Annotated in this window: 18 protein-coding genes; 10 read left to right on the top strand and 8 right to left on the bottom strand. The window is 49.1% G+C overall.

Annotation, left to right across the window (positions count from 1 at the left end; genetic code table 11):
• Positions 1-15: 15 nt before the first annotated feature.
• Together LZD49_RS16820 and LZD49_RS16815 are read right to left on the bottom strand one after the other, a co-directional pair.
• Positions 16-2,793 (bottom strand): C25 family cysteine peptidase, encoded by a 2,778-nt coding sequence (locus tag LZD49_RS16820; RefSeq protein ID WP_234668728.1) that lies wholly within the window; start codon positions 2,791-2,793, stop codon positions 16-18.
• A 34-nt stretch (positions 2,794-2,827) separates the two neighbouring features.
• A complete protein-coding gene (locus tag LZD49_RS16815; RefSeq protein ID WP_234668727.1) occupies positions 2,828-3,337 on the bottom strand; it encodes a dihydrofolate reductase in 510 nt (169 codons plus the stop codon).
• Positions 3,338-3,576: 239 nt separating this feature from the next.
• On the opposite strand from LZD49_RS16815, the gene LZD49_RS16810 reads away from it, so the two are divergent.
• The 9 genes from LZD49_RS16810 (at position 3,577) to LZD49_RS16770 (ending at position 12,190) form a co-directional block, all read left to right on the top strand.
• Complete coding sequence (locus tag LZD49_RS16810; RefSeq protein ID WP_234668726.1) at positions 3,577-3,951, top strand: PadR family transcriptional regulator; 375 nt, start codon at positions 3,577-3,579, stop codon at positions 3,949-3,951.
• Positions 3,952-3,980: 29 nt separating this feature from the next.
• On the top strand, positions 3,981-6,521 hold the full coding sequence (locus LZD49_RS16805) for a PspC domain-containing protein (protein ID WP_234668725.1): 2,541 nt from the start codon (positions 3,981-3,983) through the stop codon (positions 6,519-6,521).
• Between the two features lie 69 nt (positions 6,522-6,590).
• Entirely contained in the window at positions 6,591-7,286 is a 696-nt protein-coding gene (locus LZD49_RS16800) for a head GIN domain-containing protein (RefSeq protein ID WP_234668724.1), read from the top strand.
• A 201-nt stretch (positions 7,287-7,487) separates the two neighbouring features.
• Positions 7,488-8,354: an outer membrane beta-barrel protein gene (locus LZD49_RS16795; protein WP_234668723.1), complete on the top strand. Its 867-nt coding sequence runs from the start codon at positions 7,488-7,490 to the stop codon at positions 8,352-8,354.
• Between the two features lie 16 nt (positions 8,355-8,370).
• Positions 8,371-8,889: an acyl-CoA thioesterase gene (locus LZD49_RS16790; protein ID WP_234668722.1), complete on the top strand. Its 519-nt coding sequence runs from the start codon at positions 8,371-8,373 to the stop codon at positions 8,887-8,889.
• Positions 8,890-8,943: 54 nt separating this feature from the next.
• Positions 8,944-9,312, top strand: coding sequence for a Rid family detoxifying hydrolase (locus LZD49_RS16785; protein WP_234668721.1), 369 nt, complete (start codon positions 8,944-8,946; stop codon positions 9,310-9,312).
• 132 nt (positions 9,313-9,444) lie between these two features.
• Positions 9,445-10,995 (top strand): glutamate--tRNA ligase, encoded by a 1,551-nt coding sequence (gene gltX, locus LZD49_RS16780; RefSeq protein WP_234668720.1) that lies wholly within the window; start codon positions 9,445-9,447, stop codon positions 10,993-10,995.
• A 108-nt stretch (positions 10,996-11,103) separates the two neighbouring features.
• Positions 11,104-11,358 carry a hypothetical protein gene (locus LZD49_RS16775; RefSeq protein ID WP_234668719.1) on the top strand — a complete coding sequence of 85 codons (255 nt, stop codon included), beginning with the start codon at positions 11,104-11,106 and terminating at the stop codon, positions 11,356-11,358.
• A 52-nt stretch (positions 11,359-11,410) separates the two neighbouring features.
• The gene (locus LZD49_RS16770; RefSeq protein ID WP_234668718.1) at positions 11,411-12,190 is read left to right on the top strand and encodes a TIGR00266 family protein; all 780 of its coding nucleotides are present in this window, start codon (positions 11,411-11,413) and stop codon (positions 12,188-12,190) included.
• A gap of 61 nt (positions 12,191-12,251) precedes the next feature.
• Here LZD49_RS16770 and LZD49_RS16765 read toward each other — a convergent pair whose 3' ends face one another.
• From LZD49_RS16765 to LZD49_RS16750, 4 genes are all read right to left on the bottom strand, one after another.
• The gene (locus tag LZD49_RS16765; RefSeq protein WP_234668717.1) at positions 12,252-13,253 is read right to left on the bottom strand and encodes a two-component regulator propeller domain-containing protein; all 1,002 of its coding nucleotides are present in this window, start codon (positions 13,251-13,253) and stop codon (positions 12,252-12,254) included.
• Between the two features lie 102 nt (positions 13,254-13,355).
• Positions 13,356-15,395 (bottom strand): T9SS type A sorting domain-containing protein, encoded by a 2,040-nt coding sequence (locus LZD49_RS16760; protein WP_234668716.1) that lies wholly within the window; start codon positions 15,393-15,395, stop codon positions 13,356-13,358.
• Positions 15,396-15,527: 132 nt separating this feature from the next.
• A complete protein-coding gene (locus tag LZD49_RS16755) occupies positions 15,528-17,093 on the bottom strand; it encodes a RagB/SusD family nutrient uptake outer membrane protein (RefSeq protein ID WP_234668715.1) in 1,566 nt (521 codons plus the stop codon).
• Positions 17,094-17,133: 40 nt separating this feature from the next.
• Entirely contained in the window at positions 17,134-20,364 is a 3,231-nt protein-coding gene (locus LZD49_RS16750; RefSeq protein WP_234668714.1) for a TonB-dependent receptor, read from the bottom strand.
• 219 nt (positions 20,365-20,583) lie between these two features.
• On the opposite strand from LZD49_RS16750, the gene LZD49_RS16745 reads away from it, so the two are divergent.
• On the top strand, positions 20,584-20,751 hold the full coding sequence (locus tag LZD49_RS16745) for a hypothetical protein (RefSeq protein WP_234668713.1): 168 nt from the start codon (positions 20,584-20,586) through the stop codon (positions 20,749-20,751).
• Between the two features lie 239 nt (positions 20,752-20,990).
• Here LZD49_RS16745 and LZD49_RS16740 read toward each other — a convergent pair whose 3' ends face one another.
• Entirely contained in the window at positions 20,991-22,502 is a 1,512-nt protein-coding gene (locus tag LZD49_RS16740) for a RagB/SusD family nutrient uptake outer membrane protein (RefSeq protein ID WP_234668712.1), read from the bottom strand.
• A gap of 24 nt (positions 22,503-22,526) precedes the next feature.
• Entirely contained in the window at positions 22,527-25,646 is a 3,120-nt protein-coding gene (locus tag LZD49_RS16735) for a TonB-dependent receptor (protein ID WP_234668711.1), read from the bottom strand.
• Between the last annotated feature and the right edge of the window lie 603 nt (positions 25,647-26,249).

The following is a 26,249-nucleotide window of genomic DNA, read 5'->3' as shown; positions in this document are numbered from 1 at the left end:
TCCGCTGAGTTGTACCTAGGGGCTGTATAGCAAATGCCCGTGCATATCCCCGAAAGATAGGGGAGGGCTACCGGTGGTTTCCGCAGTGTGGATCGTGTAATGGTAGAATCCTGCCAAAAGTGTCCCCGGTGACCAAAACCACTCATTGCGGCCAGTACGGCAATGCAACAATTTTTGGAAGACGGTCGTTCCCAATGGGTTCAGGATGGTCAGTTCGACATCGTGCTCCACCGGCTGTTCACTATAAATGACAAACTTGAACCATCGGTCGGAAGGATTTGGAAAAACTGTTGCCTGGATGGATCCGGTCCGGTCCGGTACTTCAAAGTGGATCTTATAAGGACGTGATGAATGACCGGCCAGGTCCCGGCATTGGATGGTCAATGTATATTTCCCCGGTTCCAGAACGGGTTGAAATATTATTTCGTAAAAATCACCATTCATATTTTTCCCGCTTACCTGGTGCATGGGAATTCTAACATCGGTGCAGCCGGCGCAATCTTGTTTCAGCCATATGGAAACCAGGGTGGTGTCATCGTTTGCTGTCGGAAGATCATCATCAAAAAAACGGATTCGGATATTCGGCTTTGCGGAAACATACTCGCCATTGGCAAGTTGCCGGCCATCGAAAGTTACAAGAATGATCGGAAGCTGTTTGGATTCGACGAATTGACTGTCGGAAACGTAGCCTGGAAGAGATGCCGGAAAGATGCGTATCGAAGGATCGCCGTGTAATGTCATTTGCTGCACCGTAATGCTGTCCAGAATACCTGGCGCGCGTATCATATTTCTTCTGATCGCTTCCTGTTGTATTATCCCAAAAGGTTTACTGGTAAACGCCGAATCGGCCAGCACTTCGTAGAAAATGTCTGTATAACGTTTCAATGCGGTCGAGGGCCCGTTGAAAGTATGGGCGAGAAAAAGCACGGCCCCGCTTTCCGGAGCGAAAATCCAGTCGCTGCTTAGTGTTTGGGTTGAATAGAATATGCTGCCTGCCGCACAGCCGTTCACCATGATGGCCGGGTAACGCGGATGGTTCTGATAGTTACGCGCCGGATCGCCGGCGCGGCCAATATCAATGTCCGTTACATCGATTGCCGAATGGCCAAACAGTGTCATAAGCGCTACTCCTTCATTGACTTGCTTATCTATTTGGATCTCTTCTACGGCATTATCCGTCAGTTTCGAAATGGAAGTAACATGGTTAGCGAGTGACGAATTGCTGAGCTTTTCTTCAAAAGACTTGATGTAAGTCCTGAACAGGTTCAATTCATCCAGTGACCTTCCTCCGCTCAGATGCATGATCCGTTTTCGCCATTTCGAAGATGCCGGTTCTGCTTCCACGGCCTGCACTTTACGTAGGTAGTCGAGCAATTGGCGAGCGTTTAATGCATTGATACGACCGATAGGAACTGAGGGAAAAGGATTTTTTTTTCCCATTGTCAAAGCGATGTCGGACCCTGGCCAGCCAGCATTGGGAATCATGTCAGTTTGCCATGCCTCCTTCATTTTTCGCGCTTTTTGTGGATCGATGGACCTGCCCGCCAGCAATACAAATTTCAAATGTCCCTGATCATTTAGCCATCGGATTGCATTACGGATGCCCTGAGGCCCGGGCTGCCCGCCATTGAACTGATCGTAAAGTTCGTAGCTGTGCACCGCCATGGTTTTATATCCACCGCCTTTTTTCGAGATACGATAATGCACATATTCATCGACAGGATCGAGCCCGGTCACTGGTGCCCGCATGAGTGGGTGCGTGATGATAAGGTACTCCGTTTTCGAATCGATAGGCGCGAAATGTACAAGTCGTGGAGCAAGGATTCGCATTGGTTCGGGCGCTACGCGTTTGCCAGCCATCAGATAGCGCATGCGCACATACGAGACAGACACGTGCCCGCCCACGCCAGTGGGCATCAGTGTTAGCGTTGAAAGACCGTCTACATCAAAGTCTTTAGCAGGTAGTTGGAAATGAATGCGTTTCGTTTCCCTTCCAGTTACCATGATATCAGTCAGCTTTCTCTTCAAATCGCTACTGCTTCCAGACCATAATGCAAATGAATGCATACCCGGCGCCCAGCCGGCGAGAAGCATTTCGCAATTGACATTTAGTGACCCGCTTCGAACCAGATTATTTGTTTTTAACACAACTTCAAACGGCATGTTATTGGCGATTTGCGGGCCTGTCCATCCTTCGCCTTCGTCATAGGCAGTCAGCAATGAGCCGTTATCATAGCTGCTTTCTGCCGGGAAAAATCTGCCGGGGAGGTAGTGGGAGGTGAAAAGTTGCAATAACTCTTCCCAATGCACGGTCGCGGTGTCTGTTGCAGCTCCGGGCGTGGGAAATTTGGTTCGCAGATTGAGCTTCCCGTCATCTTTCCAAGTCAGAAAATAGGCGGAGGTGTCGGAATACAGATTATAGAAAGGATGCGGCATTGCCCCGGGAGATGTGTAAAGTGAACTGTCGATCTTACCGTCATTTCTTTGACCATCAAAAACAATGTAACCATCCAAGCCCAGTATTCCCGACAAACTACCCTGCACTTCAATCGCCTGCTCGATGCCGTGCCTGAACATCCGGATGCCGGATATGGAAATCGAGTCAACCGGAATACGGTGGGCTGCAAGTTCGGGGGCGGTGATTTTGTAAATCCCGGTTTCTACAACGGGAATGCGAAGGTAAGGCCGGTTGTAGTCGATCCATTCGTTGCCATATGGTTGTTGGGCATTACCAATGAAACCGTGTAAGAGGTAGCAAATGGTGAGAAACGTGTGTGTTAAAATCCTTGTCATCCTGGTTAGTTTTTGACGCACAAGGATCATTGGCTTACTCCGGCTGCCTTCGCAAATACAGGTTCATGGAAAACGAATAGACATGATCGTCATCGGTGTCATGAAACTCTGAGCTCGCAAGCTGCCAGTCGTCCGGATCGCATGCCGGGAAATAAGCATCGCCCTCTACTTGTGCGTGTACGATGGTCAAATACATTCTGTTGGCCAGCGGAAGCATTTGTTTGAAAATGCTGGCACCGCCCAAAATGAATACGTCGGTTTCATCGGAAAGTAACGCGATCGCCTCCAAAATATCTTTTGCGTATTCCGTATATGGCCCTGCGATAGCCGGTGGATTGGACGTAACGATCACATTCCGGTAGTCCGAATGCAGCGCGTCGGGGGCTTCGAAGCTCTTTCTACCCATGAGAAATGCCTTGTTGGCCGTGACTTTGCGGAAATGCGCCCATTCGTCGGGCAGGTGCCATGGCAGGCTGTTATTCAGTCCGATCACATGACTTTCGCTCATCGCGGCGATGATATAAAGTTGTGGTTTTGTGTTCAAAACAGTCAGGTTTCTGAGTTACTAATCGATGAGTATTCTTGTAATATACTAACTTGATTTCTGCCAAAGGGATTTTTAACCGGTTGGCACTTTAAAATAACCATTCATCCAAACGAGAATATTTTTTTAACATGGTACCTTGCATCGCAAAGTACCTGTGTATACCTTTGTATTGTTAGGATTTGAATTCTATCTATTAGCCATGAACATATTCATTTAAAATTAACACATGAAACCACATGAATATTGAAAATGCCCAAGTGCAGATGCGGAAGGGAATTTTGGAATTCTGCATCCTGCACATCATATCCAGGGGCGAAGTGTATGCCTCGGATATGTTGGATGAATTAACGTCCGCTCACATCATGGTGGTGGAAGGCACATTATACCCTCTTCTTACCAGATTAAAAAACTCGGGCTGGCTGGATTACAAATGGGTGGAGTCGTCTTCGGGCCCTCCAAGGAAATATTATGTTTTGACGGATGAGGGGAAGATCTTCCTGGATGCGATGCAGGCTACGTGGTTTGAACTCGCCGAGTCGGTGCAAACCGTGATTAAACGCACAGAGGAATTGAGTAGAACAGCTTCAAGCAATCTTCCTGACCCTAACTGATCACTAAGAGACATTCGATTATTTCAATCATGAAAAAAACAATCAGCATAAATATAGGCGGCATTATCTTCCACATCGAGGAGGATGGCTACGAGAAACTGAAAGGTTATCTTGCGTCTATCCAGAAGTACTTTTCTTCGTTCGCGGATAGCAAGGAAATCCTTTCAGACATTGAGGGCAGGATTGCGGAGCGGTTTTTGAATAAACAAAAGGTAGAGAACAAGCAGGTCATATCGCTTTCGGATGTGGACGAATTGATCGCTGCAATGGGTACTGTGGCAGATTTCGAGGCCATCGAGCAGGCGGAGGATATACTAGCCGATCCATTAGGGGCTGCCTCGCACTCATCCGCCCCAAAACAAGAGACTTATACCAGCCACAATGCACCAATTCCGCCAAAAACGGAACCAGTAAGACCAGGCACACCAAAGAAACTTTACCGGGACCTTCGCAGGAAGCTTCTGGGTGGCGTGGCGGCCGGTCTGGCACATTACTTCACCGTCGACGCGATCTGGGTGAGGCTTGCTTTCCTGTTTGCGGTGGTAGGCTTGCCAGCAGGTTCAGGGATGCTGGATATGAATGCGGAAGACGTATTCGGGCCGATTTCCGGATTTACGGTGCTGGTTTACATTGCTATGTGGGTTGCATTCCCGGGTTCTGCCACGCTCGAAGAAGATGCACAAGTGAAGAAATTTTACCGTGATCCGGATCGCAAGGTAGTAGGCGGTGTGGCTGCGGGTGTGGCTTCTTATTTTGGCATCGATCTGGGTGTGGTACGTTTTCTATGGGTATTATCCATTCTATTATTTGGAACAGGTTTTCTAATCTATATAGTGCTCTGGGTGATCGCGCCTAATGCCAATACATTAACTGAAAAAATGGAAATGCAGGGGGAGCCTATTACCCTCTCCAATATTGAGTCGAACATCAAACAGAGCCTCAATTTGGAAGAAAGAGGGGGAGAAGAGCATGTTATAGCTAAAATCCTGTTGCTACCCTTCCGTGCGATCGGGTTGGTTCTCAATGCACTGGGTAAGTTGTTCAGAGGGTTGGGACCGATTGTCCGGGTATTAATCGGCGCATTCCTGATCGGGACCGCGGCGATGGGATTGCTGGGATTGGTGATCGCGGCAGGCATTGCGTTGGGGCTGACCAGCGCGGGGGCATTCGATAACTTGCCTCTTCCATTTGTGATCTACCAGGAGTTGCCTGAAATACTGATCATTTCCGGCCTTTTCGTAGCTGCTATTCCTTTGATTACCTTTCTTTTGCTGGGTCTGACATTGGTTTCGAATAAAAGGATCGTCGGCGGCAGCGTATGGCTGACCTTGCTTGGTCTCTGGATCGTGGGCGTAATAGGAGCCACTGTGGGTGGCGTTTCTTACCAGCAGAATTTTGCAAAAAGGGGCGAAATAGTTGAAACGACCTATTACACCGCGCCAAATGGTACCTTGACACTGAATTTTGATTACGATAATGACGAGGAGAATATTGATGTGGATATGCGCCTGACAGGTCATAGCGGGAGCGACAGCATTAAATTGGAAAAGGTACTGAAGGCGAGAGGCCGGTCACGTGAAAGCGCAGAACAGAATGCAAAGGACATCTTATATAACCCCACATTCAAGGATTCGGTGTTTAGTTTCGCCGAAGGGCCGCTTATCGCGGGCCGCACCAGGTTCCGCGACCAGGAGATCGATCTTACATTGAGCATTCCCTACAACAAGCCATTTGTAATGACCCGCGACTTCTACTACTTGTTGAACGACTGGGAACAAGAGCAGCGCAATCTGAAACGCTATGATCTCGGACATGATGACGAAGTAGTGTGGAGCAACCTGATATGGGTTATGCGCCGGGATTCGGGACTCGTTTGTACCAATATTCCTGCCAAATACATCCGCAGCGAAACCAGCGAAGACGAAAACAATTCGGGCTATTCATTTGAATACAATGATAACAGCGACCTGGAATTGGGCGACAGAGGCAGTTACAGCAAGCAATTCCCGGTTTCGGAATTCAAAAAGGTGGATATCGGAGGGGCTTATTCGATTATCATCCGCCAGGGTTCGGAATACACCGTGACGGCCGATGCGGATAACCAGGAGCATATCGACGACCTTAAAGTGACGGTGGAAGATGGTGTGCTGCGGGTAAAACGGACCCGTGAGTTCAAGCTGTTCGACAGCGAGAAATGGGAGCGGGTAGGATTGGTGATTACCATGCCGACGATCGAAGCGGTATCCCTTTCAGGAGCCAATAAAACGTTGGTGACCGAATTCAAAGACCTGCCCAAGCTGGATGTACAGGTGTCAGGAGCTTCTAAATCGGAAGTGAATGTGACTACGGATCAACTGACGGTCAATATTTCCGGTGCTTCAAAAGCTACACTGAGAGGTTCGGCTAAATCGGCGAAGCTGGATGCCCACGGCGCGTGCAAGCTGACAGCCACCGAAATGACGATCCAGAATGCTGACGTGGAAGCTTCCGGTGCTTCCAAAGTGGAACTTAGCCATGTTCCTAACCTGAACAGGCATGCCAGCGGAGCGAGCAAGATCAATATGCAGTAATATTTTGAATGCCGGTGCAACGTCACCGGCATTCTTGCCATCTTTCCCGAAAATCTAACTTGTTAAACCATGAAAAGAACGCAACTATTCCTGATCGCAGCCCTTTTGATTACCGCATTGTCGTGTCAGGTGTCTGCACAGGAAACACGCAAATTCTCGGTGTCCGGCTTTACCAAGCTCTCCATCGGCAGCGCATTCAAAATAGATGTTAAGCAGGGAAGCAGTTTCAGCGTAACCGCAACCGGCCGTTCAGAGGACCTGGAAGATATGGAGTCGTCGGTTAGAGGCGGCACCCTGCATTTGGGTTATAAAAGCAATGGTTGGAACAAAAACCGCAAGACTGTTGATATCAGCATTACCTTGCCCGCATTGGATGGGGTAGATTTTTCGGGCGCTTCCAAAGCGAATGTTGCCCGTTTCAATGGGGTCAAAACAATGGATATCGAAGTGTCGGGTGCATCGCAGGTAACAATGAGCCTGTCGTCGCCTAAGGTGACAGTTGACCTTTCCGGCGCATCGTCGCTGATACTTACCGGGGATGGCGACATACTGACCGGCGAGGTTTCGGGTGCTTCTTCATTCAAGGGTCGTGATTTTTCTGCCAAAACGGTCAATATCGACGCATCCGGTGCCAGCAGTGCAGCTGTGCTTGCCAACGCAACGCTCAATGCAGAGGCTAGCGGGGCGAGTAGCGTCCGTTACTCAGGTTCAGTGAAAGATGTGCATTCCAGCACTTCGGGTGCAAGCTCGGTTAAAAGAGATTAAAGACAATCGATTAATATTCACCACGAACACAAAAAAGGCCTGCATTGCGGGCCTTTTTTGTGTTCCTTAATTTCGTCTGAAAGCAACATATTTGGACAAGAGTCATATATTTACAGACATTTACCTTCTCTTTGGACCTAAAAAGTACGCTGTTTAAATTCTGACCCGGTTAGCCCATAATTAAACTTTTACCAGAGAAAAATGAGAAGCAAACCTTGTGCTAAGCATTATTTGTGCCTGGCGTTCTTTCTGCTAATCTTCGCTGCTGCCATTACAAAGAGTTCCGCACAGGGCCGACCCAAAGGTAGCGGCCGCTTTACTGATCCATTCGGTGTATTAAGTATAACGGGAGGCGTAGGAGTAGCCTATTATATGGGAGATCTGAACGATGGGGTGAACTTGAAACACCTGGGCCTCGGGCCGTCGATCTCGCTGGGAGCATTGTACCGGCTCACCGAACACGTTAGCGCACGCGGGGAATTGCGTCTCTATCAGGTTTCCGGAAATCAGAAATATTCTAAAAACTACCAGAACAACCTTTCATTTAAAACATTCAACCCGGATATTAACCTGGGTTTCCAGGCTGATCTTTTTGCATATAATCGCCAGGAGTCTATTAGTCCTTACCTCTTCGGAGGTGTGGGTTTTACGCATTTGAACCCGAAAGCGAAGCTCGATGGAACCTGGTACAGTCTGGCGCCACTCACAACGGAAGGTGTGAAATACAAGCGGACACCGCTGGTTTTCACTGCCGGGATAGGTGTTTCTGTTAAAACTACTGAAAGGCTAAGTCTCGGCCTCGAACTTTGCAACAACTTCGTCAGGTCCGATTATCTCGATGACGTGAGCACGGTTTACCCGAATCCCGACCAGTTGTCGAGCGATATTGCGCGGCAGTTGTCCGACCGTTCATATGAGATCGGGGAACCGTTGCGCCAGCCAGGCTGGAACCGGGGAAGTGCGAAAAGCAAGGATAGTTACCTGTTTCTGCAAGTCCGTGCGACCTATTCGATCGGTAACCGGGCGCAGAACATTGAGCGGCGAAAAACCCGTTGCCCCAAGTTTTAAATCATTTCATTACCATATGCTCAAACCGAAAAAGCCCCATCAATCCGAAGTGACCATGACCGAAATGGTGCTTCCCAATGATACCAATACACTCAATAATCTGATGGGAGGACGGCTGCTGCACTGGATGGATATTTGTGCTGCGATTTCGGCACAAAAGCATTCCAATCGTATCGTCGTGACGGCTTCGGTGGATAATGTCTCTTTCTCCGAGCCTATCCGCCTGGGTAATATCGTTACTATGCACGCCAAGGTTACCCGGGCGTTTAATTCTTCGATGGAAGTGTTTATCGAAGTTTGGGCGGAGGATATTCCGGCTGGTCAGCGGGTGAGTACTAACCGCGCTTTCTACACTTTTGTGGCCGTCGACCAGAATGGCCGCCCCATAGAAGTTCCCCCGCTTGAACCGGAAACCGAGGATGAAAATGAGTTGTACCTGAGTGCGCTCCGCCGCCGTCAGTTACGGCTGGTGCTGGCCGGGCGCATGAATGCCACGGAAGCGGCCGAATTGAAAGCGCTTTTTAACGCCGGATAAGTCGGTAGGCACGGCATAATTTGGTAATTTTGCGGGATCAACTCTTTGTAACTTATGCCCAAGCAGATCATATTTTCAGATAAAGCACCGGCCCCCATTGGTCCTTACAGCCAGGCTGTTAAAGTAAATGGCACAGTCTACGTTTCAGGGCAGATCGCTGCCGAGCTGGCCAAGTCCGGGGATATCAAAGCGGAGACCGGGGTAGTGATGCAGAATATCGGACATATTTTGGGTGCCGCAGGCCTTGGTTTCCAAAACGTGGTGAAAGCCAGCATTTTCCTGCGCGATATGAATGACTTTGCCTCCGTAAACGAAATTTACGGCAGCTTTTTTACCAAAGAACCCCCCGCGCGGGAAACCGTACAGGTAGCACGCCTGCCCAAGGATGTGAATGTCGAAATATCGGTGATTGCGGTTGAGTGACGGAAAGTCAGTTGTGGGCAAGTGTGGTCAGTTGTAGTCACTTATAGCTAGTTTTTTAAGTAAATGACAATTCCTGACAACCGATGACAACACCCGGCAATACGATAGAACTAGTAATTAATTTTTTGAATAATGAATAATAGACCTGTCAGGGTGCGTTTTGCGCCTAGTCCTACTGGTCCGCTGCATGCGGGCGGTGTGCGCACGGCCCTGTATAATTACCTGTTTGCGCGCCAGCAAGGCGGCCAAATGCTGCTTCGGATCGAAGATACCGACCAGAACCGTTACGTTCCGGGAGCCGAGGCATACATTCTGGAAGCCTTGGGTTGGCTTGGCATCGGGATCGATGAAGGCCCGCAGCAAGGTGGGCCGCATGCGCCTTACCGGCAGTCGGAAAGAAAAGAAATGTACCGCGAATATGCGGAAAGACTGGTTGAGGAAGGAAAGGCATACTATGCTTTCGATACGCCTGAGCAGCTGGATGATATGCGTAAACGCCTGGAAGCTGCAAAAGTGGCCGCCGTGCAATACAATGCGATCACGCGGTTGGAAATGACGAACTCCCTGACACTGTCGGCCGAAGAAACCCAGGCACGGCTTGAAAGCGGCGATCCTTACGTGGTCCGGATGAAGATCATGCCAAAGGAAGATGTCCGTTTCAACGACCTCATCCGCGGCTGGGTTGTGGTACATTCGTCACAGATCGATGATAAGGTGCTTTTGAAATCGGATGGAATGCCTACTTATCATTTGGCGAACATCGTGGACGACCATCTGATGGGCATTACCCATGTCATTCGCGGCGAAGAGTGGCTCCCGTCGGCTCCGTTGCATGTGCTGCTTTACCGCTATCTGGGCTGGGAAAGCACCATGCCGCAGTTTGCGCATTTGCCATTGCTGCTCAAACCGGACGGTAACGGCAAACTCTCGAAACGCGATGCAGACCTCGGCGGTTTCCCGATTTTTCCCTTGGAATGGACCGACCCTAATACCGGCGACAAAGCAAGGGGTTTCCGTGAAGAAGGTTATTTGCCAAGTGCGACAGCCAACTTCCTCGCAATGCTGGGGTGGAATGCAGGTACCGAGCAGGAGATTTTTAGTATGGATGAACTCATTTCCTCATTCAGCTTCGAACGCGTACATAAGGCGGGTGCGAGATTTGATATCCAGAAAGCCAACTGGTTTAACCAGCAGTATTTGAAACAACTCGATGACACAGCAATCATTGAAGAACTGAAACCATTGTACGTAGCGAAAGGCATAGAGGTAAGTCATGACCAGCTCGTGCAAATCGTACATTTATTGAAAGACCGTGTACATTTCATCAAGGAGATCGTTTCCGAGTCGCTCTTTTTGTTCGAGGCACCTGAGGTTTACGACCAGGATGTGGTAATCAAGAAATGGAATGAAGAGGCTGTGAATGCGATTGGAACTTTCAAAGAAGCATTGGCGGCTTTTGAGGGTCATTTCGTGGCACACGATATCAAGGAAGTACTTTCGGCGACAATGGAGTCGGCGGGTATCAAAATGGGCAAGATTATGCAGGCACTGCGCCTCGCGGTGACTGGTGCAGGTGCTGGCCCGGATTTGATGATCATCATGGAGATACTCGGGAAAGAAGAAGTGGTGAAAAGGCTGGAAACCGCTTTGAGCCGCTTATCAGCGCAAATCAGGCTGGCGTAGGCCGGGGGAAACCGTAGGATCAAATTACGTTGATGTCGCGGAGATCATTGCATAATTTCGTAACAAGTGAATAAACGGACCGCCCGGCGGCCCATTGCTATCAAACACATGGCTAAGAAAAAACAGTCTGAAACGTCGAAACCTGCACCGGAAAAACCACGTGTGCATAAAGATTTGGAAGGTTTTGATATCCAGATCAATTCGTTCGGTGAGATCACCACGAGCTTTGATATGGACCGTATCAATGAATTTCTGAATAAAAATGTGGATGACAAGAAGCTCCGTGACCGGGAGGATATCCCTGGCCGTAAAACCCGTAAATCCAAGAAGAAAACATCCGGGGAGGAAGAGGAGGAGGAATAGCAGGCCGTACATGCAGTTCGTTTTGACCAACCTATAAACCTTTTACGAAAAAATGATCTCACACGAAATCGACTACAAAATCATTGGCGACGACATCCAGGTTGTGGAAATTGAACTGGATCCAAATGAAACCGTGATCGCCGAAGCCGGTGCCATGCTATTTATGGAAGACGGCATTCAGTTCGAAACCAAAATGGGCGATGGCTCAGAGGCCAACCAGAGTATTATGGGCAAAATTTTCCAGGCGGGAACACGTTTGCTTACCGGCGAATCGCTTTTTATGACGCACTTTACCAATCGTGGCGTAGGAAAGAAAAAAGTAGCGTTTTCGGCGCCTTACCCGGGAACGGTCATGCCGATCGACCTGTCGAAAATCTACGGAAATGAGCTTATCGTGCAGAAGGATGGTTTCCTTTGCGCGGCGATGGGTACAAGCATGAAAATCCATTTTAACCAGCGCTTCGGATCAGGCTTGTTCGGTGGCGAAGGGTTTATCCTGCAAAAGATAAAAGGCGATGGGATGGCATTCGTGCATGCGGGCGGTGTGGTGATGGAAAAGCAACTGAATAACGAGGCCCTACGGATCGACACCGGTTGCGTGGTGGCATTCGAACAGTCGCTGAGCTTTGATATCCAACGTTCGGGAGGCTTGAAATCGATGGTATTTGGGGGGGAGGGGATGTTCCTGGCTACATTACGTGGAACAGGTCGTTGCTGGATCCAATCGATGCCGATTTCTAAGCTGATCCAGCGACTTTCTTCATATGGGCCTAATGCCAAAAAGGAAAGCGGTTCGGTGATCGGCGGGTTGGGGAATTTGTTTGAGGATTAAAATATCAATGTCGCCCTGAGCGCACGTCCCTTCGACTGCGCACAGGGCGACATTCGATTTTTTACTTCAAAATAAAAATCCCCTTACCTCCTCCCAGCCATATTTCGCCGGTTGGGCTTTGGGCGAATGCGAATATACCCCCGCTTTCATCCAGGTCTTTAAGTTCCCAGTTTCCGTTCTGAAACACGCCATATTCCTTATTGCTCCAAAACGACGCCCATATTCGGTTGTCACGATCGACAAAGATCTGTTGGGTCATATAAACCAACTTATCGTCTTGCGGGAGATTGATGACCTGAGTCGACTGTCCGTTAAACCTGAATATCTGTGGACGCCCGGGGACTATACTGCTGGACAGCCCGTAATTGATAGATGCCAGCAATTCGTTCTCTTGGTTGGTCACGATATTGCCATAATAGTAGGGACTAAAACCAAGTTCTTTTTCGCCGAAAATATCCCATTTACCATTACTGATACGAACGATCGAAGTGGTAGTGACGCCATCGTTCAGCGCTACCCAAACCGTATTTTCCTTGTCAATGGCAATGCCGGCGACCAGATTGCCTGGCAGCGAGGAATTTTCGGGCGTAAATGTGCTGAAACGGTTCCCATCATATTTGACCAGCCCACCCTGTTGGGATGCGCCTGCTGAGAACCAGACATTATCGGCCCCATCGATCGCAATCGATCTCACCGCGTTTCTGGGAAGATCGTATTGAGAAGGTTCGATGCGGGTAAACTTCGAGCCGTCATACCTCACCAGGTCGTCCGTCCCGATCCATACATTGCCCTTTTTGTCAAGATCGATGTCCCAGATGGGGGCTTTGTGTAAAATGGAATTGGTGGAATCAAAAACGGAGATATTCGATCCGCTGTACCGGATAAGCCCCTGGCTGAGCGTTCCTAGCCAGGCGGTTCCTGCGGCGTCGAAAGCGATGGAAATAATGTGGTAATCTTTGAGCGCAACCTCTGATATTTCACGAGGTACAGGGTTGTCGTTTTTGCTGCTGGTGCAGGCAGTCAACGTATTTATAATCAGTGCAATGAGTAGCAGTTTTTTCATAAGGCAGACGTTTCGGTAAATCAGAACGGAGTACTTAACCAGTGGACACAACAAGCTTTTTAAGCGTTGGAATATACTGTTTATTAATAATGTATATTTTTTTCAATAAAAAACAATGCTCCGGGTATGGGTTTGATCGGCCGACGTGATTTTTAGGATGTATTTACCTGCCGGCAGTGCGTAAACCGGGCGCACGGAAATCAGCCCGACCGCTTCGCGGGGTGATGCGTAAATTGGATGCTCGCGACCGGCGGCGTCGTAAAGGCGGCAGGTAATATTGGTTTCGATGGAGGGTGTAATGTAAAACTGCTGTTGTGTAACGGGGTTCGGGAAAACCGTCCATGGGGCAGGTGCGCCGTCGCGGAAAAGTGTCACAATGGTGGAATAGGCGGTGGTGCCGTCGGCATAATTCAGTTTTAATCGGTAAAAGATTGTCCCGTTTTCGGCTCCCGCATCGGTGAATCCGTAAACACCGGATGCATCGCTACCCGGTGCATTGAAAGTTTGGAGGTCGTTATAATGGGATCCGTCGGTGGTTTTCTGCAAAGTCATGGTGGCCAGTCCTGGTATAGGCGCCGTGGTCCAGGTAACGAGCATGGCGTTCCCGACCGACCGCACGCCGATGCTGCTTACATATTCGATGCTTCGCAATGAATTTTCGATGTAAAGTGGTTGTGAGACGCCGCCAGGCAAGATTGGGTTCTGGCCGATAAGACGGATAGTGTACACGCCATCGTCGAGATCGCCCGGTAATTGCACACTTATGGGATTGCGATCACCGGTGCCCACCGTTGCAATAAATTGCCCCTGTGCATCCCACAACTCCGCGGCAATTTGCCATGAAGCCGGAGTATTACCACTAATCGCAAATGGCACCTCGAAAGACGCGCCAGGGTACGCGCGTGCGGGCGTGACACCTGTATGTAATGCGTATGCGGGCTGCAATGGAATAGTCCTCGCGATAGCTGTATCCGCCAGGCTTCTGTTCCAGGCGGCGGCGGCAAGTGTAAGCCCCTGGACTCCGCCGGGTACATTTTCAAAATGCGCCGATGTGGGCCTTGGGATTTGGATCGTATCGAGATAGGGGCCTTGAAACGCATTGAAACCAGTGAGTGCTATCAGCCGGTTTTGTGCGTTCAGAACTGGGAGATAAGGGTCTTTTAGTTGGTTGCTGGCCGAATTGCGGGCAATGTACCAGGGAATGTTATAGCCGGAATCAGTCCGGCTGTTCAAAATCAATGTTCTGATACCTTCGAAATACTGATTTTCATTAAAACCCAACTGCGCATCGTTTTCGCCATGCGACCAAAGCACCGCGCGGACGCCTGTCAGTGAAGTTAAATAGCGCATCGTGTTGACGATATTGCTGTAAGGCTGCCGGTTGGGCCAGTATTTACCTACATATAAATTGTACGCATCCTTACCCGAAGCGGCATCACGATAGTTTTCTGCATTAGCTGCGGCCCAGGCGGTATTGAAGAACAGCACCGGTGTTTTCCATCTTTGAAATAATAAGTCCCCCAATTCTCCCCAATACCAGGAAGTTTCGCCATTCGGGAAAATGTTGCTGGTGCTTTTCAGCGGTTCAAATGCAGGTGGAGGCATCGGGCCGTCGGGGGCGATGGTGATGTTTTCGTTATTAAGCGTTTTGTTCAATGCATTAAAAGAAACAACATTGGCGGAAGCGTCTTTTGCGCCGAGGCCCGGGAGGCCCATTGCATTTGAATTACCGGTAATGAGGAAGACTTCCCCCACGCCTACACGGTCTACGAATGCGGAATCGGTCATGTCATGGTCGGCCGTGCCGGTCAGTTTGAGGCGGTACCAACCGGCGGGAGCGGTGAATGTGGTGTGTAAAAATCCCTGTTGTAGCTGGGCCTGGTCAAACTGCTGCTCCTGCATTCCATTGGTATTCCCTTCGATCGGGATCAATGCAGCATTGATGCGGGCGTATGGGTAATGCGCGTAAGCTGTAATGGAAATAGTAGCCGTGCCCAAAGCATTGCGCTGCATGACCTGGTTTAATACAGGACTGGTGATGATGAGCTGTGCGTCCACTTGCGTAGCCGCCATGATCAGGCACATGATAGCGGCACGACAGTAGGCAAGCGGACCGACCGTATGACAAATCCTTTCCAACATCTGCGAAATGCTTTGGTAAACTTAAATGGTGAAGATAAAAGAAAATAGGTTTCGGGGCGGAATTATGGCATAAGAACGAAAAAAGCCGGCCCTCAGATGAAGGCCGGCTTTCATAAAACAGATAAGAAAATATTAGTAACCCGGATTCTGAGGTTTCAGGCTTGGGTTGTTTGTCATTTCCTGGATACCCAGCGGGAACAACAGGTGTTTTTCCAGCAATGGTGCTCCGCCACTTACATTGAGGTTGCGGTGGCCTACAAAATTGTCGAATAGTTTGGTTTGCTCGTTGAACACTTTGCGAAGACGAACCATATCGAACCAGGTAATACCTTCGTAAGCGAATTCATACCAGCGCTCTTTCCATACGGCTTCCTGGAAAGAGGCTTTGGTGAATGTACCCAAAGCAGGCGTTTTCAGTTGTGCACGGTCGCGGATGCGTTTGTAAGCATCGTAAGCATCCTGAGTAGGGCCAGTGAGCTCGTTCTGTGCTTCTGCGAAAATGAGCAATACTTCTGCGAAACGCATCTGGTTTACGTTCAAGTTGTTCAGACGGGTGGGCGTAATGCCTGGTCCGCCCAGCGCAGTGATGTTAAAGTACTTGAACACGTAAGGTGCACCCAGGTCGAATTTATCTCCTGTACCGTTGGTATAGTAGGTGGTATAGAACCAGCCTTCCTGGTCTTTGGTACGTAGGTCACCTGGTTCGTAAGAGTTGTAAAACGACATTGTAGGTACTGTGCTTCCTGTTCCGCTCAATCCTGCATACGTTACCGCTTTGAAGTTCGGGAAGTAGTCGTTCAGCGGGAAAGCTGCCACTACGGCGTTGTACTGGATTTGGAACAGGTGCTCTACCCGGTTTTTCAGGTTTTCCTGGTGCAGTTCTTTGTAGGTAGCAAACAGGTTGAGCGTCGAAGGGTTCGCTTTCGAGTAAGCGATTACTTCGGCCGCTTTGTCAGCCGCGAGTTTGTAGTGCGACTGTCCTTTTTGCAAAGGAAAACCTGCCATTGTCAGATACACTTTTGACAAGAACGACTTCACTGCCATTTTAGACACGCGTCCGTTGGTGTTGAAATCTGCAAATCCGGCAGCTTCGGCAGCAACGAGGTCATCCACGATCAGCTTATAAACTTCCTCCTGGGGTGCTCTCGCTGGGAAGAAGTCCTCCGAGCTCGCAGTTTGAGGCTTAGTGATCAAAGGAACATCACCCCACAATCTCACCGCATAGAAATAAGCCCATGCACGCAGGAAACGAGCTTCGCCGAGCAGCCTTACTTGCTGAGCTTCACCGCCCGCAGGAAATTTGATACCAGGGATCTTTTCAATCGCCAGGTTGGCGTTGGCAATCACACGGTACAAGCCGTTCCAAAAATTGCTGATATGGCCTGTGTTACCATCGTAAATGAGGGCGTACAGGTTGTTCAGATCGGAGTTCTGGCCCGTTTCAGTAGTAGCGGTACCGGTTACGGCTTCCAGCATTTGCCAGTTGGCCGAGAAGATACCCGCACCGTCGCCGTAGAAACGCATTTCTGCGTAGGTAGCCGCTATCGCAGCTTCCGCGTGATCAGGAATGGTGTAGAAGGTATCCGGTTGAAGGTTGGACGGATCCTGCTCGTCGAGGAAGTCGGAGCAGGCTGTCGGGCCCAGCAGGATAGCCCCGCAGAGCATAAGCTTAAAGAAATTCTTGTTATATAGTTTCATGCTGAAATTCATTTTTTAAATGATGCAACGGTTCCGGTTGTTAGAATGCGACCTGAATACCACCCAGGAATGTGGTTGGTTTAGGATAGCTGTGCCAGATCATCCCTTGTGAGAATACGTTGTCTGCATCGCCACCGCGGATAGGAGTCTGCTCTGGATCGCCGAACGGATATTTGCTGATCAGGAAGAAGTTCTGTGCAGACAGATAAAGTCTCAGTTTGCTCAGTTTCAACTTGCTTGCAAGTTCCGACGGGAAATTGTATCCCAGCAACAGGTTACGGCCACGGATAAATGAACCGTCGAAGATCCAGTGCGTATCTACGTTGGTTACGTAACCAGCCTTGGTATCACGGATCTGCGCGATCGATGAGTTCTGATTTTCAGGCGTCCAGGCATCCAGCACAGTTTTGTAGCTGTTGGCTAGTGCCTGGCGGTCTTCGCTGGCGTGCAGGTTCATGTCCATCAGGTCGTTTCCGTAAGAGAATTGCAGATCGAGGGTCAGGTCAAAGTTTCCGTAGCGGATGTTGTTGGAGAATGATCCCCATCCTTTCGGGCTACCGTTACCGATAATGCCACGGTCAGCGTCGGTGATCGCATTGTCGCCATTCACGTCCTTGTACTTGATATCTCCTGGGAGCATTTTCAGGTTACCACGGTAGCTGGTGAATTTCGCAGCCTGGTCTCTTTCAGCTTCACTCCAGGTGCCCAGACGGGTAAGTCCCCAGAATGCGCCAGCAGGCTGTCCGATACGGATGATGCTCGTTTGGTTGGTGATCGATGGACCGCCCACACCGAAGATATCCGATGGCGTCGCCAGTGACAATACTTTGTTTCTGTTGAACGAGATATTGAAGCTGGTATTCCATGAGAATTTCTGCGTTTCGATGTTAACCGTATTCAAACCGAACTCGAAACCTTTGTTTTCCATTGAACCGATGTTACGACGGATCGTCGCGTAACCGCTTGTACGTGGTACAGGCGCATCGAGAAGCATGTCGGTGGTTTTACGGTAGTAGTAGTCAGCTTCGAGCGAGATTCTTCCTTTGAGGAAACTGATTTCGAAACCAGCGTCGGTCTGAGCCGTTTTTTCCCAGCGCAAATCGTTGTTAGCAAGCCTGTTGATACCTGTCCCGCCGAAACGTGTGTCGCCGTAAACCGCAGCATAGTTGGATCTCAGCAATCCTAGTGACGAATATGGAGGAATTTCCGAGTTACCTGTCAAACCATAGCTGGTACGAACTTTCAAGCCCGAAATGATCGGATTGCCTTTGAGAAACTCTTCATCAGATACTTTCCACGCAAGGGCTGCCGATGGGAAGAATGCAAATCTGTGGTCTTCACCAAATTTCGAAGAGCCATCCGCACGGCCGGTCACCGTGAAAAGGTATTTGTCGAGCAATGTATAGTTCAAACGACCGAAGTACGAGTTAAATGCAAAACGCGATGCACCTGACACATATGGGTTGGATGAAGGCGCAACAGATCCGGCACCCAGGTTGTCGAAAGTGTAGTAGTCGGTTGAGAAGTTCTGAGCTCCTACGCCTGTCGTGCTTACGTTCGTTTCCTGCCATGAAATACCGGCGAGGGCATTGATCGAGTGGATACCGAATGTTTTGTTGTAAGTCAACAAGTTCTCCCACGACCAGAAAGTCTCTTTTCTGTTCTCTTTTCTCGCAGTACCCAATTCGTTAGGCGTCAATGTACGCGTTTGCGACTGGTTTACTTCCTGTGTGATCACGTTCACACCTAATACCGAGCGGAATTCAAGGCCTTTGGCAAGGGTGATGTTTCCGTAAAGGCTACCCAGCGTAGTTTGGGTGTTAAGGTTGAATTTACGTCCGTTCAGGCGGTGAACTGAGCTCATAGTGCCTTCTGCACCCGGGAAATCCCGGTTATTGGCATAGGTCCCGTCAGGATATTTCACAGGAAGGAACGGAAAGTCTTCTACCATCTGGCGTGGCACCGCATCGTTAATGTCGACAAGGTTTTCAGCCTGGTTGTTGTAGCTCAACGTTCCACCGAGGCGTAACCATTTCTTCACCTGGTCGTCGATGCTGAAACGTGTAGCATAACGTTTCAGATAAGAAGTCTTGATCAGACCCTGGTCGTCGCGGTAGTTGAGTGACAGCGAGTAGGTGGTTCTTTCATTACCGCCGCTAAAACCCAACTGGTGGTTTTGAGAAACGCGGTTCTGAGTAGATTCTTTGAACCAGTCGGTATCGTAGTTGGGCGAAAATGTCCCGTCGGCGTTCTTGGTGAATACGTCGGGATGCGCAGCAGCCAATGTAGCACGGCGTACCTGCGGATCGTGGCTAACATATTTTTTAGCAGCCCAACCTTCCGGGTCGAATTTCTCCATATTCTTGTAAGCGAGGTCTTCCACAGCCATATACTCCTTGGCGTTCAATACTTTCGCTCTTTTAGGGCCAGCTGTGGGCACACTCAAATCAAGACCATAAGTAATCTGGCTTTCACCGGATCTGCCTCGTTTTGTTGTTACCATGATCACACCATTGGCACCACGCGCACCATAAATCGCAGTCGAAGATGCGTCTTTCAACACCTCCACCGACACGATGTCGTTCGGGTTGATGAAGTCGATCGCCTGGCTCTGCTGGTTCTGGTTACCTTGTGGCAGCATTACTCCATCCACCACGTACAATGGGTTGTTGGATGAGTTGATAGAGCTGAAACCACGGATACGCACGTTGGCACGGCCACCCGGACGACCCGAGTTCACGTTCACCTGTACCCCGGCGATTTTACCTTGCAATGCCTGGTTGAGGGAAGGAGCAGGGCGTTCTCTCAGTTGTTCTTCTTTTACGGAACCTACGGAACCGGTAAGGTCCGATTTTTTCGCGGTACCGTACCCGATCACGACTACTTCGCTAAGTGCTTTGGAGTCGGATGAAAGCGATACATCGAGGGAAGTGCGGTTGCCAACAGGGAGTTCCTGGCTAAGGTAACCTACGAAGCTGAAAACCAGCGTAGCATTGTCAGGTACGGAAAGCGTATAGTTACCATCTCCGTCGGTAGTGGTACCGGTGCTGGTACCTTTGACAACCACGTTCACGCCCGGAAGGCCGTCACCGGTTTCTTTATCGGTAACTTTTCCTTTGAGGTTTTTATCGGCGCGGATGGTAGCAGTAATTCCGGAGTTGGCGAGGGCTGCGTTTACAATCACAGGGCTTGCGAGCGCGGGCAGAAGCAATAAAGAGTTTCGGATGCTCCTCATTCGGAGCAACCATTGGTTGGTATCGGTATTTTTCATGTAGTAAGGCTTGTTAAACGTTTCTCATGCAGTCTTGGAAAACACGAATTTTAGTTATAAATCTCTGTTCGTTAGGCGTTTGCGTTTTTTGTTTAATCATAGTTTGCGGTTTACAGTTAAAAGTCGTTTCGGTGAATAATGAAATAATTATAGTTGGTATTCAATAAATTACATTGCGTTAAAACCGCAATAATCCGCACCAAGTTTTTGAATCAAATCATGACCACATGTCCTGGCTACACTATTTCAAAAAAGTATGATAACGTTACGTTTTCTCCGACGGAGGATGGAAATGGATTGGCGGATTATTCGGGAACTGCAACCGATAACCTGCCGGAAAATGCTTCAAGAATCAGTGGCGTCAGTGGCATTAATAAAAGTCTTTAAGAAAACGCGTTGCAATATTATAATATTTAACAATAGATTTCGAATAAAGAGAGAGGAAAATACATAATATTTTATGCAAACGTTTGCATAATTCTTGTCAAAAATTATCAATTAAGTGCAATAAATCAGATAGTTACAAGTCAATTCTCAACGAAAAAAGCTGTCTTCGAAGGCGTGCTTTCGAAAACAGCTTTTTGCAAAAATCGTATAATGTTCGGTTAGGATGTAACCACTGTATGCTAAAATCCTATATTCTGAACAAGGGACTTATTGTTGTCCGTCTCGCGCTGCGGGATGGGTAAAAGCAGGTTTTTTTCCGTGAAAGTTTTACCATACACCGTCTTGTGGCCGACAAAATTGTCCCATTGTTTTGTCACGTCGTTACGAACCTTCCGGGTCCGCAGCATATCGAACCACATTTTTCCCTCGTAGCAAAGCTCGAAATAGCGCTCCGCCCACACCGCCTGCTCAAACTCGTCGACATTGGTCGTAGTTACTGCCGGTAACTGTGCCCGTTTACGGACATCGTTCAGTGCTTTTTGAGCTTGTGCATTAGGTTTACCCTCGGCACGGTTGGAGGCTTCGGCATACATGAGCAGCACATCCGCATAACGGTATATTGTATAGTTGATGTTAGCCTTGGCATCGTTGTCAATGGCCTGCTTGTCAAACCATTTGTAAATGTAATATCCGCCAAGGTTCAAGCTGTCGCGGCGCGGGTCGCCAGCGGGATAATCGCTGGGATGTCCTTTGTAATAGGTGTAAAAGAATTGCTTTTCTTTGGCACGCTTGTCGCCCTTCTCAAAGCTTTCTACAAACTCTTTTCTGGGAAGCAAACCGCCATATTCATCCGAATAGGAAGCAATACCGTTGAATGCTGGTAAAGTCACTGGCGTGAGACCATTGTTACGGATATCCTTCTCGTGCTGCACCTGGAAAATGAACTCGACCTGATTGCGGTTGGCTGGCACGATCATGTCGGTATACTCTGCAAAAAGCGAGAATGTACCATTGTCGATGAGCTCTTTCGAACGTTTGGCCGACTCCGTATAGGCCGGCGCTCCCGCCTTTACAGGAAAGCCTGCGTAGGTGAGGTACACGTGCGCGAGGAGCGATTTGATCGCACCCATCGACACCCGACCATTCGTATCTTTCCAAGGCAGCGTCGATTTTTCGGCTTCCAGCAAGTCGGGAATGATGATCTCGTCATAGATCTCTTTAACCGGCGAACGGGCTGTCTGTACATCGTCGAGCGAGGTGATCAGCCCGGTGATTTTGGGAAGATCGCCAAACATCCGCACGAGCTGGAAGTAATATAATGCCCGCATGGCCCTGGCTTCGGCGATCATATTGGTTTTGGTCGCGGCAGGCAGGGTGGAAATTTCCCCGATCTTCTGGATGGCGAGGTTAGCGCGCGCAATGCCCGAGTACATTCCCGACCACCAGTTGTCGACGTAGAATGCCCGAGCATCATATTCGAGGTTGAAGAACTTGAATGCTTCTGTTTGCGAGTTACCATCGGCCTTTCCGGTCATGAACTCTACCAGCGAGGCATTGTTGCCACCCCAGCCACCGCCGCCGTTGTTGAAAACCCCTATCTGTGAATAAGAGCCGTCCACGAAGGCACGGGCAATTTCAGGGCTCGAAACGGGCGAGGAAGTTGTAAGCTGGCCAGTCGGGTTTTCGGTCAGGAAGTCGTCGCAGGAAGCGATGCCCAGCGCCAGACAGGTGTATAGAATATGCTTTTTCATTGTGAATGTCAGTTTTGGAATAACTTAAAATACAATGTTCAGACCGAGGTTGTAGGTGCGCGGGCGCGGATATTGGAAGAACTCCATATTCGCGTTCAACTGCCCGCCGAAGCCTGTCAAAGCCTCCGGATCGTAGCCTGAGTAGTCGTCGATCAGGAAGAAGTTCTGCGCGCTGGCGTAGATGCGCAGGCGCTGAAAGCTGACCTTGCCGAATTTGGTCGGCAAGGAGTAGCCGAGCACAATGTTCTGACCGCGGATAAATGAGCCATCTTCTACCCACCAGTCGTCCATATGTGTGTCGTAACCGGCATTGTAATGGCGAATTTGCGCGATATGCGTATTTTGGTTTTCGGGCGTCCAAGCATTAAGTACCGTGCGAGAGCTGCTGGCGATTGCCTGGCGATCTTCTACTGAGTGCTTGGTGGCATTGACGGTGTTGACGCCCATCACAATGCGGATATCGAATGAGAGGTCAAACTTGCCGAGCTGAAATGTGTTGGCAATATTCATATTCCATTTTGGATAGGAGCGGCCGATAATGGTTTCATCCTGGCCATCGATCTTGCCGTCCTTGTTAATGTCCTCCCATTTCAAATCGCCCGGAAGCCGGTTATATTTGGCCGCTTCGTCGGCTTCCGCGGTTCCCCAGGTTCCCAGACGACGGTAACCCCAGAGCGTACCGATCGGCTGACCGATGCGAAGAATGTTGGTATTGCCCAGAAAGTTGGGGCCCGGGAAAATGTCGTCGCCGTTTCTACCAAGCTGGACAACTTTGTTCTTGTTGGCGGAGAATGCGATGTTGGTACTCCATGTGAATTTTTCCGTCGAAATGTTACGGCTGTTGATTCCGACTTCAATGCCCACGTTCTGCACCGAACCGATGTTCTGCGTCACCGAACTCAAACCGGTCGACCAGGGAATAGGAGCATTAAGCAGCAAGTCTTTGGTTACCTTCTTGTAATAATCCACAGTCAGGTCGATGCGGTTGTTGAAGAGACCAATATCCGCGCCGATGTCCAGCTGGTTCGTATATTCCCAGCGGAGATCGGGGTTGCCGAATGAGCTTCGCCACACGAATGTCTGGCGAGCTCCGCCAAGGAGCACATCGCCGGTACCGAGGAATTGCTGTGAAGCATATTGCCCGATTTCCTGGTTACCGGTCTTCCCATAGCTCGCCCGAATTTTCAGGTTGGTAAGTACCGTATTGCTTTTGAGAAAAGCTTCGTTTGTGACATTCCACGCAACGGCAGCGGAAGGGAAGAACGCATATTTGTTGTTAACCCCAAATTTCGATGCACCGTCGTAACGTCCGGTGAATGTGAACAGGTAACGGTCTTTGAAGCTATAATTAAACCGCCCGAAGTAAGAGTTTAACGACCATTCCTGATCGCTGGAATTGGGTTTCACCAATGTATTACCAACATTGATGTTATGCCATCCCCAGTAATCGTCGATGAAGTTTTGTGCCGTTACACCAAAGTTTTCCCATGACCGCTTCTGCCACGACAAACCCAGCAGCGCGGAGATGTTGTGGTCTGTGCCAATGGTTTTATTGTAATTAAAATAATTCTCAAACTGCCAATAGAACTCGTTATTAGCCGAAATGCTGGCTGAACCCTTTTGGTCGGCAGACAATGCATTCAGGTCGCGGCCAGAGTAGAAGTTGTTCTTATCAAACCGAAACTCGTAGCTGTAATTAGTGCGCAGGCTGAGGTCGGGTGTAAATTTGATATTTGAATACAATGAACCAAGGATTTCGGTACGCGGGTTCGTCTGCGTACGCTGGTCGGCAATGCGGACGGGGTTTTCACCGCCTTCCATGCCCGGCCAGTCTTTGTTGCGGCCCCAACTGCCATCGGGATATTTAATTGGAAGGATGGGAATAGCTTCGAACACCATGCGTGGCACGTTCAAGCCGCCCGAGCCACCGTCGACCTCCTGGATGATCGCCTTATTAATGAAAATGCTTCCGCCTACTTTCAGCCATTTGGTAGCATCGTTATCCAATGTCAGTTTCGCCGAATAGCGCGTCAGATTTGAATTGCGCATAAGTCCGCCCTGATCGGTATAGCCAACCGAAATGCTGTAAGCGCTTTTCTCACCGCCGCCACGAACGGCCAACTCGTGGTTTTGAGCCCAGGTTGGTTTGTAAATTTCCTTTTCCCAGTCGGTGCTGTATTTGGGTTTGCCGTTGGCATCGAAAAGGTTAGGGAAATTGGCAGGAAGGTTGCGAACATATTTACCATCTTTAAAACCTTGCTCGTCGAATTTGGCCGCATTGTCGAATGCGGTATTGTAAACTTTCATGAACTCCTCGCCCGTGAGCGTCCCGAGACGGCTGGCGGGGGTAATGTAGGAACCCCACACGTCGTAAGAAATTTGTGTGGTACCGGATTTACCGCGTTTGGTGCTGATGATAATCACCCCGTTTGCGCCGCGTGCACCGTAAATGGCCGTTGCCGAAGCATCTTTTAGTACTTCCAGTGACTCGATATCGTTGGGATTGAGCAAGTTGGGATTGCTTACTCCCACAATGCCGTCAATCACATATAACGGTTCCAAGCTCGAATTGATGGAACCTACCCCACGAATGCGAATGCGAGGCTGGTAACCCGGCGCCGAGGAATTGACGGCCACATCCACACCCGGTATACGTCCCTGCAACGATTGCGCCACGTTGGTTGCCTGGCGGTCGAGGAGCCGATCGCCTTTGATGGCGCCTACTGAGCCGGTGAGGTCGCTTTTACGGACAGTGCCGTAACCGATCACGACCACCTCGTCCATACTTTTACTGTCCACTTTCAATGTCACATCCACGCTGGCGCGTTCGCCGACAGGTACTTCCAGCTTTTCATATCCTACAAAGCTGAAAACCAATACTGCACTGTTGTCATTCACGATGATTTCATAGTTTCCCTCCGAGTTGGAGGACGTACCCTGGCTAGTACCTTTTACGATGATATTGACGCCGGGTAATGCTGAACCGTTTTCAGAGTCGGTGATCCTGCCTTTGACGGTTTTATCTTTCGGGCCGGATGCAATTACCATGGACGAAAGCAGCAGAAAAACGATTACGAGAGGCAAAAATGAATGGGGGATAACGCCGGTCGGCGCTACCCGCAGGGGAGTAGTGTTCTTTTTCATTTGTTAGGTTTTGGTGGTAGTAATGAAAATAAGAAGTACTGGCTGGCGCGGCTGCGCTAATCACGCATGCGGATGTTTCATAGGCAGGAAATGTGTTAGGTTTGTTTAAATTTTAAAATATCTTCTGGATATAATGCAATAAGTTAATCAGGCTAGATTTTTACCCGAACTATTGTCAAAGGTTCATTCAAAGGTGCTTACTGGCAAGCAGGTGCCCACTAGCTTCCCAGAGAAACTTCGGGTACCAGGAACCTAACGCGGTAAAAAGAGAATGGTCTCTATTTTATTCAACTGGAGCGTGATGCTCCCAAATGAATATACGCAATCAATTATTTTGAATATTCCGATTTTTTGAAAAACATATTTTTGTAAATCTTGATTTGGCTTTTGAAAATCGAAGTTATTGTTTTAGGTTTACAAAGTATTACGACATGGTATTGAATTTGCTTTTTGCCAAATGTCAAGTCTTCTGATAAGTATTTCTTATTTTTAAGCCTATCTCCCCTATGCAAATATTTTCCGCGCTCCATTATTTAGTTTCCTTCAATTTTCTTCTGCGATCTTAACTCTTTCAATCTCACAAAGAAATTGCCCGCAGTTTTT

The sequence above is a fragment of the Dyadobacter sp. CY261 genome, assembly GCF_021440085.1.
Lineage (GTDB): Bacteria > Bacteroidota > Bacteroidia > Cytophagales > Spirosomataceae > Dyadobacter.
Note: the sequence above shows the minus strand (reverse complement) of the source record. Positions and strands in the feature narration are given on the sequence as shown.

Excerpts from the sequence above, each read along its gene's own strand:
- LZD49_RS16820 (WP_234668728.1), bottom strand. The coding sequence starts at position 2,793 with ATGACAAGGATTTTAACACACACGTTTCTCACCATTTGCTACCTCTTA.
- LZD49_RS16810 (WP_234668726.1), top strand. The coding sequence starts at position 3,577 with ATGAATATTGAAAATGCCCAAGTGCAGATGCGGAAGGGAATTTTGGAA.
- LZD49_RS16805 (WP_234668725.1), top strand. The coding sequence starts at position 3,981 with ATGAAAAAAACAATCAGCATAAATATAGGCGGCATTATCTTCCACATC.
- LZD49_RS16800 (WP_234668724.1), top strand. The coding sequence starts at position 6,591 with ATGAAAAGAACGCAACTATTCCTGATCGCAGCCCTTTTGATTACCGCA.
- LZD49_RS16795 (WP_234668723.1), top strand. The coding sequence starts at position 7,488 with ATGAGAAGCAAACCTTGTGCTAAGCATTATTTGTGCCTGGCGTTCTTT.
- LZD49_RS16790 (WP_234668722.1), top strand. The coding sequence starts at position 8,371 with ATGCTCAAACCGAAAAAGCCCCATCAATCCGAAGTGACCATGACCGAA.
- LZD49_RS16785 (WP_234668721.1), top strand. The coding sequence starts at position 8,944 with ATGCCCAAGCAGATCATATTTTCAGATAAAGCACCGGCCCCCATTGGT.
- gltX (WP_234668720.1), top strand. The coding sequence starts at position 9,445 with ATGAATAATAGACCTGTCAGGGTGCGTTTTGCGCCTAGTCCTACTGGT.
- LZD49_RS16775 (WP_234668719.1), top strand. The coding sequence starts at position 11,104 with ATGGCTAAGAAAAAACAGTCTGAAACGTCGAAACCTGCACCGGAAAAA.
- LZD49_RS16770 (WP_234668718.1), top strand. The coding sequence starts at position 11,411 with ATGATCTCACACGAAATCGACTACAAAATCATTGGCGACGACATCCAG.
- LZD49_RS16765 (WP_234668717.1), bottom strand. The coding sequence starts at position 13,253 with ATGAAAAAACTGCTACTCATTGCACTGATTATAAATACGTTGACTGCC.
- LZD49_RS16760 (WP_234668716.1), bottom strand. The coding sequence starts at position 15,395 with ATGTTGGAAAGGATTTGTCATACGGTCGGTCCGCTTGCCTACTGTCGT.
- LZD49_RS16755 (WP_234668715.1), bottom strand. The coding sequence starts at position 17,093 with ATGAAACTATATAACAAGAATTTCTTTAAGCTTATGCTCTGCGGGGCT.
- LZD49_RS16750 (WP_234668714.1), bottom strand. The coding sequence starts at position 20,364 with ATGAAAAATACCGATACCAACCAATGGTTGCTCCGAATGAGGAGCATC.
- LZD49_RS16745 (WP_234668713.1), top strand. The coding sequence starts at position 20,584 with ATGACCACATGTCCTGGCTACACTATTTCAAAAAAGTATGATAACGTT.
- LZD49_RS16740 (WP_234668712.1), bottom strand. The coding sequence starts at position 22,502 with ATGAAAAAGCATATTCTATACACCTGTCTGGCGCTGGGCATCGCTTCC.
- LZD49_RS16735 (WP_234668711.1), bottom strand. The coding sequence starts at position 25,646 with ATGAAAAAGAACACTACTCCCCTGCGGGTAGCGCCGACCGGCGTTATC.